Annotated in this window: 13 protein-coding genes; 11 read left to right on the forward strand and 2 right to left on the reverse strand. The window is 66.7% G+C overall.

The features are described from left to right. Positions 1-34 precede the first annotated feature (34 nt). From E4V99_RS03325 to E4V99_RS03350, 6 genes are all read left to right on the forward strand, one after another. Positions 35-1057: a cyclase family protein gene (locus E4V99_RS03325; RefSeq protein ID WP_135116424.1), complete on the forward strand. Its 1023-nt coding sequence runs from the start codon at positions 35-37 to the stop codon at positions 1055-1057. Between the two features lie 44 nt (positions 1058-1101). Continuing rightward, positions 1102-3078, forward strand: coding sequence for a nuclear transport factor 2 family protein (locus E4V99_RS03330; protein WP_167758060.1), 1977 nt, complete (start codon positions 1102-1104; stop codon positions 3076-3078). Between the two features lie 81 nt (positions 3079-3159). Beyond that, on the forward strand, positions 3160-4719 hold the full coding sequence (locus E4V99_RS03335; RefSeq protein WP_135116426.1) for an ABC transporter substrate-binding protein: 1560 nt from the start codon (positions 3160-3162) through the stop codon (positions 4717-4719). After that, complete coding sequence (locus E4V99_RS03340) at positions 4716-5660, forward strand: ABC transporter permease (protein ID WP_135116427.1); 945 nt, start codon at positions 4716-4718, stop codon at positions 5658-5660. Before E4V99_RS03335 ends, E4V99_RS03340 begins: the two co-directional genes overlap by 4 nt. After that, positions 5657-7417, forward strand: a complete 1761-nt coding sequence (locus tag E4V99_RS03345; RefSeq protein WP_135116428.1) for a dipeptide/oligopeptide/nickel ABC transporter permease/ATP-binding protein — start codon at positions 5657-5659, stop codon at positions 7415-7417. The genes E4V99_RS03340 and E4V99_RS03345 overlap by 4 nt, the downstream gene beginning before the upstream one ends. Next, the gene (locus E4V99_RS03350; RefSeq protein WP_135116429.1) at positions 7414-8295 is read left to right on the forward strand and encodes an ATP-binding cassette domain-containing protein; all 882 of its coding nucleotides are present in this window, start codon (positions 7414-7416) and stop codon (positions 8293-8295) included. Before E4V99_RS03345 ends, E4V99_RS03350 begins: the two co-directional genes overlap by 4 nt. 53 nt (positions 8296-8348) lie before the next feature. On the opposite strand, the gene E4V99_RS03355 is transcribed toward E4V99_RS03350, so the two are convergent. Both E4V99_RS03355 and E4V99_RS03360 read right to left on the reverse strand, forming a co-directional pair. Beyond that, positions 8349-10271, reverse strand: a complete 1923-nt coding sequence (locus tag E4V99_RS03355) for a nuclear transport factor 2 family protein (RefSeq protein WP_135116430.1) — start codon at positions 10269-10271, stop codon at positions 8349-8351. A 4-nt stretch (positions 10272-10275) separates the two neighbouring features. After that, positions 10276-11088, reverse strand: coding sequence for a helix-turn-helix domain-containing protein (locus E4V99_RS03360; protein ID WP_135116431.1), 813 nt, complete (start codon positions 11086-11088; stop codon positions 10276-10278). A 464-nt stretch (positions 11089-11552) separates the two neighbouring features. Here E4V99_RS03360 and E4V99_RS03365 point away from each other — a divergent pair, with 464 nt between their 5' ends. The 5 genes from E4V99_RS03365 to E4V99_RS03385 are packed head-to-tail and all read left to right on the forward strand — an operon-like array spanning position 11553 to position 16821. Further along, the gene (locus E4V99_RS03365; protein WP_135116432.1) at positions 11553-12536 is read left to right on the forward strand and encodes an ABC transporter permease; all 984 of its coding nucleotides are present in this window, start codon (positions 11553-11555) and stop codon (positions 12534-12536) included. After that, positions 12533-13441 (forward strand): ABC transporter permease, encoded by a 909-nt coding sequence (locus E4V99_RS03370; protein WP_135116433.1) that lies wholly within the window; start codon positions 12533-12535, stop codon positions 13439-13441. The genes E4V99_RS03365 and E4V99_RS03370 overlap by 4 nt, the downstream gene beginning before the upstream one ends. Further along, positions 13438-14346 carry an ABC transporter ATP-binding protein gene (locus E4V99_RS03375; RefSeq protein WP_135116434.1) on the forward strand — a complete coding sequence of 303 codons (909 nt, stop codon included), beginning with the start codon at positions 13438-13440 and terminating at the stop codon, positions 14344-14346. Before E4V99_RS03370 ends, E4V99_RS03375 begins: the two co-directional genes overlap by 4 nt. Beyond that, the gene (locus E4V99_RS03380) at positions 14336-15121 is read left to right on the forward strand and encodes an ATP-binding cassette domain-containing protein (protein ID WP_135116435.1); all 786 of its coding nucleotides are present in this window, start codon (positions 14336-14338) and stop codon (positions 15119-15121) included. The genes E4V99_RS03375 and E4V99_RS03380 overlap by 11 nt, the downstream gene beginning before the upstream one ends. 56 nt (positions 15122-15177) lie before the next feature. After that, positions 15178-16821 (forward strand): ABC transporter substrate-binding protein, encoded by a 1644-nt coding sequence (locus E4V99_RS03385; RefSeq protein ID WP_135116436.1) that lies wholly within the window; start codon positions 15178-15180, stop codon positions 16819-16821. Positions 16822-17011 lie beyond the last annotated feature (190 nt).

The raw sequence follows: 17011 nt of genomic DNA on the forward strand, positions 1-17011 counted from the left end.
AAACCGGCGACGTCGCCGGAGGAGCGATGGACACATGATGATGCAACCGGACGCCAGCGCCGAAGGGCCCCGGTGGCCCTCCTTCCGCGACCTCGGCGACGCCGACCCAGCCGAGTCCTCCTGGGAGCTGTTCGGCGCCGGAGACGAGTTGGGGACGATCAATTTCCTCACTCCCGAGGTCCGGCGCCGCGCGGCGGGGCTCGTACGCACGGGCCGCACCTTCAATCTGGACTATCCCATCGGGGCGTTCGATCCGTTCCCCACGGGCACGCGCCCCGCAGCGGGGCACCGGATGTTCAGCAACAACCCGTGGCATTTCGACGACTGGCTCGACTCGTTCTACCTGCAGGCCACCACGCAGATCGACGCATTGCGGCACATCGGTCACCCCGAGCACGGCTTCTACGCGTGGCGCACCCGCGATGACATCTCTGCGGACACCACGACGCTGGGCATCCAGACCTACGCCGAGGCCGGCATCGTCGGCAGAGGAGTGCTGCTGGACGTCGCTCGCCACCTCGAGGCCGAGGGGCGACCCATCGACCCACGGACCTCATACGAGATCGGCGTGGAAGACCTGGAGGCAACGGCCCGTCGGCAGAACGTCGAGTTCGCCGACGGTGACATCCTCCTCATCCGCACGGGATGGGCGGAGTACTGCCGCACCGGGATGGATGCCGCCGCCCGAACCGCCTTCGTCGCCCGCATGCGTGTCCCGGGGCTCGCGACGACCAGGGCAGTGGTCGAGTGGCTCTGGGACCGCCACTTCTCGCTCGTCGCGGTGGACAACCTCGGCGTGGAGTGCTTCCCCTACACCGCCGGAAGCGACCTCTTCCTCGCCGACGTCGAGCCACCGGAGCGGGGCGTCGACCACAACGGCGGGATCCACCGCCCGCTTCTGACGATGCTGGGATTCGCACTGGGTGAGATGTGGGCACTGGAGGAGATCGCCGAAAGCTGCGCCGACGACGGTGTCTACGACTTCCTTCTCACGGCGAAGCCGCTGAACCTTCCGGGCGGTGCGGGATCACCCGCCAATGCGATGGCGGTGAAGTGACGGGCACGCCTCGCCCGCAACCGCTCGCGGTACTCATCCGGGACGTGACGCGGCTCGAGAGCCTGCGCACGGCCAAGGATGTGCAACGTGCGTACGCACACTTCATCCAGGCGGGACGTTGGGCAGAGGCTGCTGCACTGTTCGCAACGGACGCCACGGTGCACTGGGGCGCTCAGGAGATCCATGGGCGCGCTCGTATCGGAGCCTGGCTGCAGGACCGGCTGAAGGGTGCGGCCGCACAGGGTTGGCTGAACACGGAGATCATCGATGAGCCGGTCGCGCACATCTCGCCGCATTCCAGCGTGGTCTATGCGCGCTGGGCAGGGATGGCCTTCCGGGGCGATGGCGCGGGACAGGCGCTGATCGAGGGCGGCGTCTACGAGAACGAATACGTCCTCCGGGACGGACGATGGCTGATCGCCTCCCTGCGCTACTTCCCGCAGTTCGATGGGCCCTACGCGACCGGGTGGACCAATGCAGGGGGCCGCGAGCTGGCCATCGTGCCCACGCATTTCGGGGCCTTCGACGCGGGGATCCCGCTCATGGCACCCGTGGGCGACCACATCGAGGGCGCACAGCCCGCCGACGCGGACGACATCGCGGCCCGCATCGACCGCCTCAACGCCGAAGACGACGTGCGCAACCTGGCACATGCGTATGGCTACTATGTCGACCGGCGCATGTGGGACGACGTCGTCGACCTGTTCGACACAGTGGCGACCGTGACACTCGAAGGCCTCGAATTCCACGGCGTGGAGGGGGTGCGCCACGCCCACGAGCGCCTCGGCCCACCGGGCCTGCGGTACGGCGAGGTCAACGAGCGCCCGCAGTTCGATCTGATGGTCGAGATCGCGCCGGACGGCCGCGAAGCCACTGCCCGCGGCATCCAGCTGGGCATCCTCGGCGACGTCACGGCGGGTGAGGCGCATTGGGAGTTCGGCGTGCTCTCGATGCGGCTTCGCAAGTCGGACGATGACCGTTGGCGTATCGGGCACCTCGAGGTGGCGCTGCTGCTGCGCGCGTCGTACGCAGAGGGCTGGGGCTCGGGCGGAATCGCCGCGAGCATCGGCACGCTTGCGCGGGGGCGCCCGTTGCCGCCCGGGGTGGACCCGCACTGGCGTCAGACGGCGGCCGAGACCGGGGGGCCCCCAGCTCATGGGTTCGACGACCCCCGCACCGACCTTGCGGACCTGGAACGCCGGTTTCGACGATCGGCGGCATACGACGGCATCGAGAACGTCTCCGGGGCGTACGGGTACTTCCTCGATGACTTCCGGTGGGCCGACATGGCCGCCCTGTTCGCACACGGAGGCCACAAGCAATCGGCGTTCGCGGGATACGCAGTCGGCCGCGAGGCGATCCTGGGCACGGCGATCGCGTGCTATGGACCGACGCGCCCCTTCCGCACGGCGGTCAGCTTCCATTGGCGGACCCAGCCCGTCATCCACGTCTCCCCTGACGCGCGCTCCGCGAACCTGCGCACGCGCTTGTTCCAGCCTCGTACCGCGATCACGCCGGATGCGACCCCGCACGACTTCTATATGGGTGGGCTCCATTCCGGCATGTACCCGAACGACCAGGCGGTACTCGAGGAAGGCGCATGGCGACTGTGGAGTCTTGCCGTGGACGAGCACTACTTCGCGTCGCACAGCTGGAAGGGCGGCTGGAGCGGCGTGGCGCCTCGTCCCCCCGGCGAGGCACCACGCCGAAGCATCGTCCTGGACCGCTATCCACCGCACATTCTCCTGCGCGATATCGTCCCGCGGGAAGTCGGTTTCCGGGGCGGGCCCGGACGTCTGATCGAATGGCCCGAGATCCTTCCGATGTGGTTCCACTACCGCAATCCGGTGAGCGGACGCATCCCTGAGCACTTCTGGCCGGATTGCGTCCCGAGCGCGGTCGCCCCGGAGACGCGGATGACCGCTCACGGGTACCAGCACCCCCCGAACGGGCCACAACCGGCGGATCTCCCGAACGAAGTCCCTTCGCTATGTGGACACAGAGATCAAAATGTGAAATAAATGCTTGACGTGAAACCGGCTCGCGGACACGCCACCCGGCGCGACGCGAGCGTTCCACCTTCGCACTGACAAGGAAGTCACATGACTGGACTACGACGTATAGCAACAGTGGGCGCGGTCGCGCTCATCGTCGGTTCGTTGGCCGCGTGCGCCGGTGGTGCCGGACCTGGCACCTCCGAACCCTCGGGAGACACCTCGTCGGAGGATGCCGGCACCCTGCATCTGTACTCCTTCACGGAGCCGACGAGCTGGGATCCGGCAGGTTTCGGCGAGAGCCCCTTCCTCCCTTATGCACTCGCCGTGTACGACTCGCTGTTCATCCTCGACGAGGAAGGACAAGTCACACCGAGCCTGGCCACGGGCTACACCTACAGCGACGATCTGCTCGAACTGACCGTGGACCTGCAGAACGGCGTCGAGTTCGAGGACGGCACCCCGTTCGACGCCGATGCGGTCAAGGCGAATATCGAGCACTTCCAGAACTTCGCCACCCCCGCCGGCCCGCTGCTGCGGTTCATCGCCGAAACCGAGGTCGTCGACGAAGACACCGTGACGTTCACGCTCTCACAGCCCGACCCTGGATTGCTCTTCTCTCTCACGCAGGCCGCCGGCCTGATGGGGAACCCGAAGTCACTGGGCACGGATGCGATCGCCAAGACCCCCGACGGCAGCGGTCCGTACACCCTCGACACGGCGAAGTCCGTGCCGGGATCGCAGTACACCTTCGTGCGCAAGGACGACTACTGGGGTCAGCACTACCCCTATTCGACCGTGACGTACTCGGTGTTCCCGGATGAGACAGCGCGCCTGAACGCGTTCAAGTCGGGCCAGATCCAGTACGCGCACACGACGACTGCGTCGGCTGCGACAGACGCCAAGAATGCTCTCAGCGGCTCCACGATGCACGAGTCCTCCTCGACGTGGGAGGGTCTGTTCTTCCTCGACCGCGACGGGGTACTTCTGCCGGAGTTGAAGGACAAGCGGGTTCGCGAGGCGCTCATCACCGCGATCGACGCGAAGGCGATGATCAAGACGATCCGTGGCGGTTTCGGAGAGGCGACGAACCAGGTCTTCTCGCCCCGGATGGACGCGTTCGACGAGTCACTCGAGGGCCGGTACGACTACGACCCCGAGCGCGCCCGGGAACTGCTCGCGGACGCCGGATATCCGGACGGCTTCACGGTGCCGTGGCCCCGGACCGGGACGATCCTCCCCGAGATCTATACCGCCATCTCTCAGTACTGGAGCGAGATCGGCGTCACCACGGAGGACGTGCAATGGGCGCCCGGCCAAGCGGTCAAGTCGATACAGGCCGGCGACTACGGGCTGGTGTACTTCTCCAACCTCCAGCTTCTCGACACATGGTCGGTCATTCAGCTGTCGGTCGCACCGAAGACGCAGTACAACCCGTTCAATTCCCAGACCGAAGAGCTGGACGCACTCATCCTGGAACTCCAGAACGCCGGCGAGGATGAGCGTGCCGCCGCCGGCAAGGCAGTGAACGAGTACCTGGTGGACAACTTCTGGTACGGACCGCTCTATCGCCCCGCGATGTTCTACCTGACGGCACCGGACGTCGAGCTGACCGTACATCCCGGCTACGTGCAGCCGCCGATCTGGGCGTTCGCACCCGCGAAGTGAAGACCGTACTTCTGAAGCGCGGGGCGTCCGGCATCGCCCTTGTGCTGGTGATCTCGTTTCTCGCGCAACTGCTCGTGCTGCCCGGGCTGGACAACATCGCACGCAACGTCCTGGGCGAACTCGCCACGGACGCGCAGGTCGCCCAGAAGGCGCACGAACTCGGCCTGGACCGCCCCCTCCTCGTCCGCTACGCGGATTGGCTGGGGAGTGCGGTCCAGGGCGACCTGGGAAGTTCCTTCTACACGACCCAATCCGTCACGGATGCCATCGCCTCGCGACTGCCGGTCACCATGTCGCTCGTCGTGCTGGTGACGGCGATGACCGCTCTCATCGCCTTCGCACTGGGAATCGCTTCCGCCGTGTCGCGCGGCGCAGTCGATCGCTCAGTGCAGCTTCTGGTGACCGTCGGAGACGCGCTGCCGGCGTTCGTGATCGGAATGTTCTTCGCGACGCTGTTCGCGGTGCAGCTGCACTGGTTCCCGGCAACGGGCTACGTCCCGTTCGAGCAGTCGCCTCCCGGTTGGATCGCGGCGCTGGTCCTGCCGGTCGCTGCGATGACGATCTCCGGTGTGGTCGGAGTTTCACAGCACGTGCGCTCGTCCGCCATCACCGTGCTGAAGAGCGACTATCTGCGCACCCGCAGGAGTCGCGGCCTGTCGAGCAGGTACCTGCTCCTCACCACCGTGCTGCGCAACGCTGCGACCCCCGGCCTCGCTGCCCTTGCGGTGCAGATCGTCGGATTGCTGGGCGCGTCCGTGGTGATCGAGATGGTCTTCGCGCTGCCCGGGATGGGATCACTCGTCGTGCAGGCCGCGCTGCGCTCAGACATCCCGATCATCCTCGGCGTTCTGATGACCTTCGTTCTGATCGTGGTCGTCGTGAATCTTCTCGTGGACCTTCTCATCGCTTGGGTGAACCCGAAAGTGAGGTTCGGCGCGTGACCGCCCCAACCACCTCCCTCATCCCGACCACGGGTGTCGCCCGTCGATTCGCCGGCAACCCGCTCGGGCCTGCTTCCGCGATCGCCTTCGCCCTCGTCGTGGCGATCGCCGTGCTGGCGCCGATCCTGCCGCTGCCGTCGCCCGACGCCGGCAACCTCGGCAGTGCGATGCAGGGCCCGAGCCCCGCACACTGGCTCGGAACCGACACGACGGGGCGAGACATCCTCAGTCGATTGGTCTGGGGAGCACGTGTCAACCTCGCCGGGGCGGCACTGGCCGTCATCGTCGCACTCGCGCTCGGTGTGCCCGCCGGCATCGCGGCCGGGTACTACCGGGGCTGGGTCGACTCCGCGACGAGCTGGGTGAATGACCTCGTGATGGCACTGCCGGGCATCATCGTGCTGCTGGCCGTCAGCGCGGTGGTCGGCCCGTCGATCTGGCTCGCGATGGCGATCTTCGGGGTGATGCTCGCACCCGCATACTTCAGAATCGTCCGCGCAGCCGTCCTCGCGGTGCGCGGCGAGCTCTACGTCGATGCGGCGGTGGTCGCGGGCCTCTCGGACATGCGCATCCTGTTCCGGCATGTCCTGGCGGTCGTGCGCGCACCGATCCTCATCCAGGGAGCACGTCTTGCCGTGATCGCGATCGCGATCCAGGCCGGCCTGGAGTTCCTGGGCATCGGAGACCTGAGCGTTCCGTCGTGGGGCGGCATGCTCAATGAAGGATTCCGCCGCGTGTACGACGCCCCCGCGCTGATCATGTGGCCCAGCATCGCCATCGGGATCGTCAGTATCGCGCTGGTGCTCCTCGCCAACGCGCTCCGTGACGCGCTCGAGGAACGCGCACCCGCCCTCCGCCGGCGGCGCGCGTCGCCCGCGCGCGGGCGGCGCATCGAGTCCGCTCCGGCAGATCGCGTCCTCGAGCCGGGGATCGCACTCTCGGTGCGTGGACTGCGAGTAGGCCACGGTTATCGGACGGGCGACGTCGAGGTGGTCCACGACATCTCCTTCGACGTGCGCGAGGGGGAAACGCTGGGCCTGGTCGGTGAGTCGGGCTCGGGAAAGTCCCAGACGGCGCTGGCCGTCCTGGGACTGCTGCCACAGAGCGGTCGGATCACCGCGGGCTCGATCCGACTCGCGGGCAGGGAGATCAGCGGACTTGGCGAACGAGCCTTCGCCGGCATCCGCGGCACCGAGATCGCTTACGTCCCCCAGGAGCCGATGTCGAATCTGGACCCCACCTTCACGGTCGGCGGCCAGCTGATCGTGCCGATGCGCAAGAAGCTCGGGCTGTCGCGGGCAGCCGCGCGGGAACGGGCGCTCACGCTGCTGACGCAGGTGGGGATCAAAGATCCTGAGAAGGTGCTGACGTCGTACCCCTTCCAGCTATCCGGCGGGATGGCGCAACGCGTGCTGATCGCAGGAGCCGTCTCGTGCCGGCCGCGGCTCCTCATCGCCGACGAGCCGACCACGGCGCTGGACGTCACTGTGCAGGCGGAAGTCCTCGAGATCTTCCGGAACCTGCAGCGCGATACCGGGATGTCCGTTCTCATCGTGACGCACGACTTCGGGGTCGTCGCGGACATCTGCGACCGGGTCGCGGTGATGTCCGAGGGCCGGATCGTGGAGAGCGGCGAGGTGCGGCGGGTTCTACGCGAGCCCGAGCACCCGTACACGATCTCACTTCTGGACTCGATGCTGAGCGAACCTCCGGCGCATGAGGATGCGGAACTCGACGCGAAGGAGAAGGTGCGGTGACCACCCAACCCCTCCTGCAGGTCGAAGACCTGTCGGTCGCCTACGGTGCACGCAGGGACCGGCATCCGAAGCCCGTCGTGCACAACGTCAGCTTCGAGGTGGCCGAGCACCGCACGCTCGGCCTCGTCGGTGAGTCCGGATCCGGCAAATCGACCATCGGCCGAGCCATCCTCGGCCTGGCCAATCCTGTCGGAGGCACCATCCGGCTCGCGGGTCGGGACATCACGAGACTCTCTCGACGCGACCGGCGACCGCTCGCGCGGGACATCCAGGTGATCTTCCAGGATCCGTACTCGTCGCTGAACCCCGCGATGCAGATCCAGGACATCCTGGCGGAACCGCTCATCGCACAGGGCCGCTCGCCGCGCGACGCGCGGGCGCACATCCGCACACTGCTGGACGCGGTGCACCTCCCGTCCGATGCCGCTCGGCGCATGGCGAGCGAGTTCTCCGGGGGCCAGCGGCAGCGCATCGCCATCGCGCGGAGTATCGCCACCGAGCCTCGGCTGATCGTGTGCGACGAACCGGTGTCCGGGCTCGATCTGAAGACCCAGGCGCGGGTGCTCGACCTCTTGCATGAGCTCCAGCAGCGCACCGGCGTCGCCTATCTGTTCGTCTCGCACGATCTCAGCGTGATCCGCCGCATCAGCCACAACGTGGTCGTGCTGCTGAACGGCCGGATCGTGGAGGCCGGTCCGGTGGCGCAGGTGACGTCGGCGCCGCGACACGACTACGCGAAGCGCTTGTTCATGTCATCGCCGGTCGCGGATCCGGACGAGCAGGCCCGGCGGCGTGCAGTTCTGCGGGCCCTGCCTCCGGTGACGTGGCGGGACGACGACACCGGCGTCCAGATGCCGCCGACCACCATCGACGCGTGAGCACCGCTCAGCCGGTGGCGGGCGCGGGGTGCCGCCCGAGGCCGTGATCCACGTCAGACTTCCACGCCGTCGATCTCGGGTCCGTTGGGTGGCATCTGGTAGCCATGGTGGGTCATTCGGGACTCCGGGAGGATCTCGCTCGGCACGCAGTCCGGCCAGAAGTTCTCGGGTTCGCGGCCGCTGACCGGGTTGCGGTAGTGGAACCACATCGGGAGGATCCCCGGCCACTGGATCAGGGTGCCCGTCCCGCCGCGGAAGTGCTCCTCCCGCCTTCCCAGCGCCGTCATCGGGATGTCCGGCGGATAGACGGTCAGCAGCGGGCTGGGTCGAGGCGTCGGCTGTTCGTCTGCCGGGGGCACGGATGACCACCCCCCGCTCCAGTCGGGCGAGACGAAGTAGGGCTCATCGATGGTGAGGCTCCAGAGCCGCCACGACCCGTCCTCGAGCACCACCTGGTCGTTGGGGTACATGCCACCGTGGAAGCCTGCGGCGTAGAAGTCCCCCGCTTTGCTGGGATGCTTGTGGGTGCGTGGCTGGAACAGCCGGACACGCACGTGGGCAGAGCGCCCGTCCGCGGACACCGAGATCACCGGTTGCGTGCGCCAGTGGTAGGAGATGCCGGGACGCGTGAGCGGCGGATCACCCCACGTGGCGGTCGTGGCACCCATGATGCGATCGCGACCGAGGTAGTAGCCGGCGAAGGGCGACTGCTTGTTCCCCTTCTCTGCGAACAGAGCCCCCATCTCGGGCCATCGGAAGTCGTCGATGTAGTACCCGTAGGCGGCCGAGACGTTCTCGGCGCCGTCGTACGCCAGAGCCCGGTCCAGTCGGGTCCGCAGCACGAGCGGATCCGCTGACAGCTCGACGGCATCGGCAGCGGGCACCGCGGCGTCGCCGTCGGGACCCAGCGGATCCTGATCCGTGGGAACGGGCAGCGCGGGCAGTTCGGCGTTCCCCCAGCCGGCGAAGTAGTCCGCTTTCATCGCGCGCGCCACGTGCAGATCCCTTATCCGCCAGAGGCCGTCGATTCTGATGCAGACCGTCGTGACCACTCGGATCTCCCAGGCTGCTTCTCCCCGACCGGCGTCACCCAGCATCCCGAGTTCGATGCTGCGCGTGGTCGCCCGACCCCCGGGCAGGACGCGGACCAACGTGTCGAACAAGGGCCGATCGTTCAGCTGGCCCTCCTCGAGCCCTTCCGGGCCCATCGTGAGCATCGCGGCGCGCACCCCCTCCGCTGCGTGGAAGGTTCCTCCCGGCGATAGTTCCACGCGCGCGTCCTCCGTGAACAGGTCCACCACGTCGGTCCACATCCGCCGGTCGACGTAATACCCGTACGTGTGCACGAGGTTGCGCACGGCGTCCTCGGCGCACAGCTCATCGATGCGACGAGCGAGCTCGGCCACCGAGGCCGTGGTGTGCGGAGGCGTGTCGGGCAGGGGTAGCGGGATTCCGACCTCGTCGACACTGCAGTGGTAGGGCACGATCGGCAGATCTGCGCCGTCCACATTGGTCCAGCCCGTCGGGTGATCGCCCTCGAACTGCCGGAAGGACTCCTGCACGGCGATCCGCCACCCTTCGGGCGTCCTGCGGTAGACGTTCTCGTACAGACCTCCGGCGATGCCCGTTCCGCCGTGGCCGTCGGCGCTGAAGCAGATCGTGGACCATCGGATCCGGGCAGTGCGCGCATCCTGTGAAAGATGCGCGAGCGGTTCATCGATGAATTCGGCCCGGAACGCGCCCGGGTCCGCGCCGGCGCCGATCTGGGTCCGCAGCTGTTCGGCGATGTCGACACGCCCGACGGTCGTCTGCTCGCCGCTGCGCAGTTCCGCATCGTCGGCGAACAGGTCCGCAGCCTCGTCCCATCTCCCGAGCAGGCCGAGGTGCGCGTAGCGGCGGTGCAGGTCCTTCACGTCGCGTAGCGCGCGAAGGCGGTCGACATCGTCGGCGAGGCGGGAGATCGACGGGGCCGACATCCGGTCAGCCCGTGACCAGTGCGCTCAGCTCGGCGGCTGCGTCGCTGAGGAGCTCGACTCGGCGCTGACCTTCCGAGCCGGTGAGGAGTTCTTCGGTGCCGAGCAGGGCGATCGCCGCCTGCACATGAGGCCCGCTGAAGACCGGTGCCGCCACGGAAGCCAGGCCCGTGCGCCTGAGGTCGGCCCATGCGACATTCTCCTGGCGGACCTTCGCCAGCTCTGTCTGCTCGGCTCGTCGCTCGGCGGGGCTGAGGCTGGAAAGAACGCGCGTGACCACGGCGGGATCGGAATTGAAGGCCAGCAGGCACCGGGACTGGGCTGCGCGGATTTCCAGGAGGGTTCCCACCCTGATGGTGAGGATGATGGTGCCCTCCATCACCTCTTCCACGAGCGTGACCACGGCACCCGAGCGACCGAGAAAGCTCAGCGCCACCGTGAGCCCGACGCTGTCCGACAGCTGCCGCATGATGGGCGGCGCCAGGGTCAGTATCTGCTGGCGGCTGGAGACCAACCCGGACAACTGGTCCAGCAGCGGGCCCGGTCCGTACGTGGGCGAGAGGAATCCAGAGATCTGCAAGGCCTGCAGGTATCGGTGGGCAGTGGTCCTGTTCAGTCCCAGACGCTCCGAGACGAAAGCTGCGGTCAGGGTGCGAACCTGCCCGTCGAAGAGGGAGAGCACATTCGCGGCTCGGTCGATCGACTGGATAGGCCCCTGCTCGATCGAAGCGTCCACGCGGCTCTGCGGGGTCGCCCTGTCGTTTCCCGGCTCGACCTCCGACGACTGCTCCATCCCGTCCCGCGGGTCTTCCACCGTCATGTTCGTATTATAAGCATGCGATTCATCATGCGGTATGCAAGTTCGGGGCGACCCTCCCGCAGGCTCATGACAGCCACCATACGGGATGGGTGCCCGCTCGGCCAGCAGACGCCATCGCCACGGGCGCGGTGCCCCATCCGGGATCCTTCTGACTAGAGAGCGGCACGCGGCACGGACGACCCCAACCGACCCTTCCTCTTTCCCTCACGATCGCCCACCTCCCGGCACCATCCGCCCAGGTCGGGAAGCAGGATTGTGTTCCACATCGTGAAAACCAAGATCAAGATGTGAAGGAAATCTTGGTTGTGCCGGCGGTATCAGCTAGCCTGCAAACGCATGCGCTAGTCGGACCGTGCTCCTCCCGAGCGGTCCGCGGCCCCGAGCCCTCGACAAGGAAGTCACATGTCTCGAGCACGAGCAGTCGCACCGCTGCCCGCGGTGTCACCCACCCGGAGCACGCTCCAATGAAGCGATTGATCCATTACGGCAAGTTGCTGTTGTCGTCATTCGTTTTGTTCCTCGTGGTGATCAGCGTCCTCTTCCTGCTGCTCGAAGCCGCCCCCGGCGATCCGGTGCTCGCGATTCTGGGAGAGTCGCCTGTGACGGAGGAGTTCGTCGAGCTGATGCGACAGACGTACGGGCTCGATCGACCTGTGTGGGAGCGCTACCTCATCTACGTGGGTAACGTCCTCACAGGGAATCTCGGCTATTCGTATCTGCACGCCGGCCAGCCCGTCCTGACGCTGGTTCTGGACCGTATGGGACCCACGCTGGCGCTCGCGATCCCCGCGTTCCTGATTTCGACGGCCGGCGGGCTGGTGTTCGGCGCGATCGCCGCCCGCACGCGTAAGCGCTGGCTCGACAGCCTCATCTCCGGTTCCGCGATCGCACTGTTCTCGGTTCCCAACTTCTGGCTGGGAATGCTCCTCCTGCTGACCTTCTCGATCGAACTCGGATGGTTGCCGATTCAGGGCACGAGTCCGCGCGGCCAGTCAGGCATCCAATTGCAGTACCTCATCCTGCCGGTGCTCGCGATGGCGACCACCGAGCTCGCCTACAAGACGCGGATCATGCGGGCGTCCGTCATCGAAGCGCTCGGGCAGGACTACATCGACACGGCACGGTCCAAGGGCTTGACGGAGCGGGAGACCCTCTGGCGGCATGCGCTGCCCAACGCACTCCTGCCCATGGTCACAGTGGCCGGTTACAGCCTGGGCTCACTGGTCGCCGGGTCCGTCGTCATCGAGCAGGTCTTCGGCTGGCCGGGTATGGGACTGATGTTCGTTGAATCGGTGCAGCGCGGCAACAACCAACTCGTCCTGGGAATCGTCGTCGTGCTCACCTTCACGATCATCGTCGTCAACATCCTCACGGACATGGTTTACGGGCTGGTGGACCCACGGGTGCGCGAGAGCCTCGCATCCAGCAAGAGAGAGGTCTCCTCATGACAATCGACCAGCAGCCGGTCGCCCCGGCCGGCCCTGCGGTGGTCGCGCCGGTCGCTCCGAGCCGCGGAACGAGCGCCCAACGGATGGCGTGGGCCACATTCCTCCGCAAGCCGACGACGATGGTGTTCGCTCCTCTGCTGATCCTGATGGTCCTGTTCGTGGTGGCCGTGCCCTTCTTCGGCCCGAGCCCGATCCTGACGGTGTTCCCGGTGATGTCGCCACCCAACCCGGACCACATGCTGGGCACGGATCAACTGGGACGTGATTTCCTCGTCCGAGTGGCCAATGGGGGCCGAGTCTCGCTGATGGTCGGCTTCGCAGTCGCGCTGCTGTGCATGACCATCGGACTCGTCGTGGGAGGGGCTGCCGGTTATTACCGGGGAGTCGTGGACCTCGGCCTGGTGAAGATCGCGGAGTTCTTCCAGGTCCTGCCCGCCATCGTGCTCGCGCTCGTCGCCGTGGCGCTGCTCGGCGACGGCATGTGGCTCGTCGTCGTCATCCTCGCCGTAACGATGTGGCCGGCGGTCGCGCGAATCGTCCGCGCCGAAGCGATGCGCATCTCGCAGATGGGATATGTGGAGTCCGCCCGCGCGGTCGGGATCCCCGGGTTCCGGATCATCCTGTCGGATGTCATTCCGAACCTGATGCCGCCTGTCCTGGTGGCCACGACCCTCACGGTCGGGCGTGCGATCCTGATCGAATCGGGCCTCGCCTACATCGGGATCGGCGACCCGAACAACCCCAGTTGGGGGACGCTGCTCGCCGACGCACAGGGGCACATGCGGGATGGCTGGTGGCTCGCTGTCATCCCGGGAGCGTGCATCTTCGCGGTGGTGCTCGCGGTCAATCTGCTCGGAGACGCGCTGAACGACTCGTTCAACCCGATGATCGGACGGGTCAAATGAGCGCCTACACCGACACGGTCGTCTCCACCGAGAGTCGGCCACCGCTGATCGAAGTGGAGCGCCTTCGCGTCATACTCCCGACCGGACCCCGCAGCTCCGTCGAGGCCGTGCGCAGCGTTGACCTGATCGTCCGTGACGGTGAGCGAGTCGGCATCGTCGGCGAGTCGGGGTCGGGCAAGTCGATCACGGGTCGTGCCATTGCCGGCCTGCTTCCGACATCGCCGCGCGTCCAGGTCACCGGATCCCTTCGGATCCAGGGCAACGAGATGCTGGGCGCACCCGCTTCGGAGTGGGCTGAGGTCCGTCGTCGGCGGGTCGGGATGATCTTTCAGGACCCGATGTCGTTCCTGAACCCGACCATGCGGATCGGGCGTCAGGTCGCTGAGTCCATTCCCGCCGACCGGATCCGCAAGGGGTCCGCCCGTCGGGAGGCGGTGCTGGGCTTCCTGGAGCAAGCCGGTCTGGACAAGCCGCAGCAGGTCGCCGGCAGTTTCCCGCACGAACTGAGTGGGGGCATGCGCCAGCGAGTGCTGGTCGCGATCGCCATCGCGAAGCGTCCCCAACTCATCCTCGCGGACGAGCCGACCACGGCGCTCGATGTGACGGTCCAGCAGCGCGTCCTCAAGACACTCGACGCGACGGTGCGTGATCTGGACACATCGCTCATCCTCATCTCCCACGACCTCGCAGTCGTCGCGGGGATGACCGACCGCGTGTACGTCATGTACAACGGGCGGATCGTCGAAGAAGGACCCACCGAACGTGTGATCACCGATCCGCAGCATTCCTACACCAAGGCTCTTCTGCGAAGCGTACGGAGTCTCACCGTGCGCGGCGAAGAACTGTATTCGATGCCACGGGAACTCCGTCGCAGCTTGAACGAGGAGGTCTCGGATGCTTCTTGAGGCGCGGAACATCTCCAAGACGTTCCCTGGGAGGCAGCGTGCGACGCCGGTGCATGCGGTGAAGGACGTGAGTCTGCATGCACGACCCGGCGAGTTCGTCGCCATCGTGGGAGAGAGCGGAAGCGGCAAGAGCACGGTCGCTCGGATGCTGCTCGATCTCATCCCGGTGACATCCGGCACGGTCGAACTGGACGGCATCCGGATCGCATCCATGAACCGACGGGAGCGGTGGGCCTACCGCAGGAGCGTCCAAGCGGTCCTTCAGGATCCCGCCGGGTCGCTCAATCCTCGCAAACGCGTCCAGCAGGCCCTCGGGGAGGTCATCCGGTTCCATGGTCTCGCGTCGCGCCCGTCCGATGTTCGTGCGCTCGCCGTGGAGGCACTGCACCAGGTGGGACTCAGCCCGGCCGAGCCGTTGCTCGACCGCTTCCCGCATGAACTGAGCGGTGGGCAGAGACAGCGAGTCCTCATCGCCCGCGCCCTCGTGCTCAATCCGAGCATCATCGTGGCCGACGAAGCGGTCTCGGCCCTGGACGCGTCGGTCAAGGCGGGCGTCCTCCGGGTGATGGCCGATCTCAAGGACAGCCTCGGCGTCGGATACGTGTTCATCACGCATGACCTGGCGATCGTCGAGAAGGTCGCCGACCGCGTCTATGTCATGCGGGCGGGCGAGGTCGTCGAGGAAGGCACGACGGAAGCAGTCTTCGCGAACCCGGCTCACGAGTACACACGAACACTTCTGGCAGCCACGCCCGTTCTGCCGCCGCTGAAGTGACGACAGCCACGGCGAGACGAGCTTTCGAACTGAATATCCATGCAGAGAGGCAGGAAATGAAGATCAGAAACACAGGATCCGCTCCGGGTCACACGACGAGGCGATTGGGCGCATTGCTCGCGATGGGCCTGGCGGCCGCGCTCGCGGTGACGGGATGCGCTGCCGCCGGCGACGGCGGTGGCAGCGCCGAAGCCGACGACGTCGAACGCACCTACGTGAAGTGGGTCACCAACGGCGACCCGATGGGCATCGGACTGAATGCTCAGTTCGCTTCCGGGAACGCCGCGACCGCGTTCAGCGCCCAGATCCTCGAGCCGCTCATCTTCGCGTCGGGGACCGGCGAAGTGAGCCCCGGCCTCGCGACGGACTGGGAACTCAGCGACGACGCGCTCACGCTGACTCTCAACCTGCGGGAGGGCGTCACGTGGCACGATGGCGAGCCGTTCACGGCAGAGGACGTCAAGTTCAACTTCGATGAGATCGTGCCGCTCGCCATCATGGGAGCCGAGATCACCAAGCGGCTCGACTCGGTGGACATCATCGACGACCACACCGTCGCCATGAAGATGAGCGAACCCCTCGGTCCGATCCTGGAGACGATCGCCGAGCAGTACATCCTCCCCAAGCATCTGTATGAAGGCACCGATTTCGTCACCAACGAGGCGAACTACGCGGGCATCATCGGCACCGGCCCCATGCAGTTCGGCGAGTACAAGCCCGGGTCGGAGATCGTGCTGGTGAAGAACCCCGATTACTGGGGTGGCGAGTCGCAGGTCGACCGCGCCTACTTCGTGCAGATGGCCGATGAGAACACCCGCCAGGAATCCCTGTTCGCTGGGGAGCTGGACGAGACTCTCGTCGCTGCGTCGGCGCTGGAACGTGTCCGGGACTCCCCCGACACCGACTTCCGCCCCACCGGCTACTACCCCGGGATCGTTCCGATGTTCCTGAACACGCGCAGCGAGTACCTGTCGGACCCTGCCGTTCGCCGCGCCGTGTTCGCCGCACTCGATCGAGAAGCGATCGTCGACACCGCGATGTACGGCATCGGCGGAAAGACCGCCAATGGCTTCATGCCCGACGCATGGGAGTGGGCGGCAAGCGACGAGGTCGACTTCTCGGCCGACTTCCCGCGCGACGTCCGCGCCATCAACAAAGCGCTGGACGAGGCGGGCTTCCCGGTCGGCGACGACGGCAAGCGATTCACTCTCCGGCTCCGCTACATCCAGAGCGTGGCGGATCTCGCGGCTACGGTCGACATGATGCAGTCCCAGCTCGCGGAGGTCGGCATCGGCGTCGAGCTGCTCGGCACGACCTCGCAGCTCTATCTCGAGGGCATCTACACCACGTTCGACTACGACCTCGGGGTCACCATCCAGAACCTCGGGCCCGAGCCCTCCGTCGGGATGATGCGCTGGTTCACGTGCAACCCGGACGCCAGGAAGAACGCCAACCCCACCGGTATCTGCGATCCCGAGATCGACGAGGCGGCGGCTCTGGCGCTCAGCACCACCGATCGGGACGAGCGAGCGGAGTACTACCGGAAGGTGCAGGAGCGGGCGGCCGAGCTGATGTACTACGTGCCGCTGTACTGGAACCTGAACGCCAACCCGGTGGTCAACACCACCCGTTGGACCGGTGTCGAGCCGAAGGAGTACCGCGAACGGCTCTCGTGGACCACGATGCAGCCCGTGGAATAGTCTGACCCCGGCCTGGGGTCCGCAGCCCGACTGCTGCGGACCCCAGGCCGACGCTCTGTTCACCCCGACAGCCCAGTCGGTCCCGTGCAGAATTCAGGCGACACGCCGAGCGGCGCCCCGCCAGCGGCCTCCCGGATGCCGAATCACCTGAGTTCTGCACGAAGTGCCCGGCGCCGCACCGGAGAAGACG

Source organism: Microbacterium sp. dk485 (assembly GCF_004570445.1).
Classification (GTDB): Bacteria; Actinomycetota; Actinomycetes; order Actinomycetales; family Microbacteriaceae; genus Microbacterium; species Microbacterium wangchenii.